Below are 2,412 nucleotides of genomic sequence, written 5' to 3'. Positions count from 1 at the left end.
GGCATCGATGGTATTGAGTGATCTTGATGGATGGTATTAGGTGATCAGCTTAGATAGTATTAGGTGATCGCGATGCATGAGAATATGCATCTATATTAGTTTACTATCCGCAAATAGACTTACTGCTAAATCCAGCAAATGACGCTACTACAAACATAAAAACGCCTAATTGGGATCAAGCATATAATACGCTAAGAGCCAATTTCCCTTCAAAGCAAGGGCCATGGCGATTAGAAAACACAGGTATAAACTCAGTAATTCCCGCGCGATACTACAATCCAACAGAAACAAAAGAGCAAGGCTTTGCCCCCTTAATGGTATGGCTATCTAGCAGTAGTGATAAAGTAATACGTAAAAACTATTGGGGAAAATACTTAGTAACTTGGATGTACAACTTACATTTTTCATTACTAACAGGAGCAACGGGCACTCTCGTCCTTGGCTATATAGGCATAGCCTCAATAGTTCTTCTTATCTCTGGATTCTTTGCTTGGTTTCCAAAGCCTGGGCAGTGGGTAAAGGCACTAAAATTTAAATCTCGTAGCTCTAAAATAAGTTTGCTATACGACCGGCATAAACTAATTGGTTTAACCTTCTGCATACCGCTACTAGCTTTAACTGTTACAGGTGTTATGCTCGCTATTCCAAAACAGACAGATCCTATATTAACCGCTCTAGTTAGCGATATAAACTCCCCACCAAAAACACAAATTCAACCGAGCAAACAAACCGATATTCCTTTATCACAAGCGGTATTAATAGCTGAAAAAGCATTACCGAATGCGCGTTTAGCTTGGATTGAAACACCATCAAACTTAAATGCTATTTACAGATTAAGATTTCAAACTGTAAACGATCCTTCATATCGCTTTCCACATAGCTATATAGAGGTTAATGCACTTACAGGAAAGTTAGAGAGCGTGTTTAATATAGATAAGCAAAGTACGGCTAGTAAAATAAAAAACTGGATGCACCCTCTACATGACGGCAGCATTGGCGGTAACATTTTAAAAGTCATTTGGGTGTTAAGTGGCTTCGGATCTGCTGCATTGTTCATTATCGGCGTATATAGGTGGTTAGTTAGAACCAAGAGAATACAAAATAAACTTTAGTTGAAGGAGTACATGAATTGCTTTTCAGTAAGTCTTGTCGATAGTTTTTAATATAAAGTATATGGCCTTAGTTAATCTTAGGGTTAAAAATTAATAACACTCAGTACATATGAAATTAAAGCAGCCCCTAACCGCCTATCATGCTATAAAACAATTAATGAAGGGTAGTTTATACTGCAAGTTTAGATAGGCACTCCATGAACACTATTATTTAAAAACCACATGCCCATTAGATTTAAGTTCTATGCGTAAACCTCTGTATTAAACTCTATTTTTATTCTCTTCAGTAACCTACCTAAAGCGTATATAAAGGCTTAAAGGTCATGTTCAATACTTATCACAAGACCAGATAATTAACGCTTTTATATTAGGTCAGATGTTAAACCAATTGGTATTATTTACCCACAGTACAAATGCTACCACTCATTGTCGAACGGAGGTTTTTTATGCTTTTGACGTCGGGAGTCGCTACGCTCGCCCGACCTGCGTGATGATGTTGATATGAGTGTGTGTTAACTGCGCGTAGTTCACTTTTCTGCAGACGTAAAAAGGCCCAACTATTTCTAGTCGGGCTCTCTACAATTTGAAGTCGGTGCGCTACGCAGTAGGATGTCGTAGTGCCCACAGCGGTGGAGAGGCACAGTGAAATGCTACACTCTCTTTGTGTCAGGGCGGCCTTCAGTGGGTCTCGCCTTCGAGCTGTTTTGTTTTACTGCTAAGTGCGGTTTGGGCTCTTGGCTATTTACTAAATCCCAGACAGCAAAAAACCCGTCACATTGCTGTAACGGGTCTCTACAATTTGAAGCCTGGTAATGTCGTAGTGCCCACAGCGGTGGAGAGTCACAGTGAAATGCTACACTCTCTTTGTGTCGGGAGTCGCTGTGCTCGCCCGACCTACGTGATAGGTGTTGATGTGAGTGTGTTAATTGCGCACATTTCACTTTTCTTCAGACGTAAAAAAGCCCGACTATTTCTAGTCGGGCTCTCTACAATTTGAAGCCTGGTAATGTCCTACTTTCACATAGCAAATGCTACACTATCATCGGCGCTGTTTCGTTTCACTACTGAGTTCGGCATGGAGTCAGGTGGGTCCAAAACGCTATTGTCACCAAGCAAATTTGGGCGTTAATTCGTATTTCTACGCATTAACTGAATTTGGAAAATATCTGATAATATTTTTTAAGTCTTTCTGAGTAATATCTACTTTAGTCATATTAACTTCTGTCTAAACTGTCGCATAAAACGCGTTTGGCGTTGTATGGTTAAGCCTCACGGGTAATTAGTACAAGTTAGCTTAATG

1 protein-coding gene and 1 rRNA gene are annotated in these 2,412 nt (G+C 39.8%); one reads left to right on the top strand and one right to left on the bottom strand.

Features of this window, described 5'->3' with window-relative positions; translation table 11 throughout:
- Nucleotides 1-92: 92 nt before the first annotated feature.
- Nucleotides 93-1,112, top strand: coding sequence for a PepSY-associated TM helix domain-containing protein (locus tag GQR47_RS20090; protein WP_346776155.1), 1,020 nt, complete (start codon nt 93-95; stop codon nt 1,110-1,112).
- A gap of 998 nt (nt 1,113-2,110) precedes the next feature.
- Here GQR47_RS20090 and rrf read toward each other — a convergent pair.
- Nucleotides 2,111-2,225: ribosomal RNA gene (gene rrf / locus GQR47_RS20085) — 5S ribosomal RNA — on the bottom strand.
- Nucleotides 2,226-2,412 lie beyond the last annotated feature (187 nt).

The sequence above is a fragment of the Pseudoalteromonas sp. Z1A2 genome (assembly GCF_011378755.1).
Taxonomy (GTDB): domain Bacteria; phylum Pseudomonadota; class Gammaproteobacteria; order Enterobacterales; family Alteromonadaceae; genus Pseudoalteromonas; species Pseudoalteromonas distincta.
This window is presented reverse-complemented; position numbering and strand designations above follow the sequence as displayed.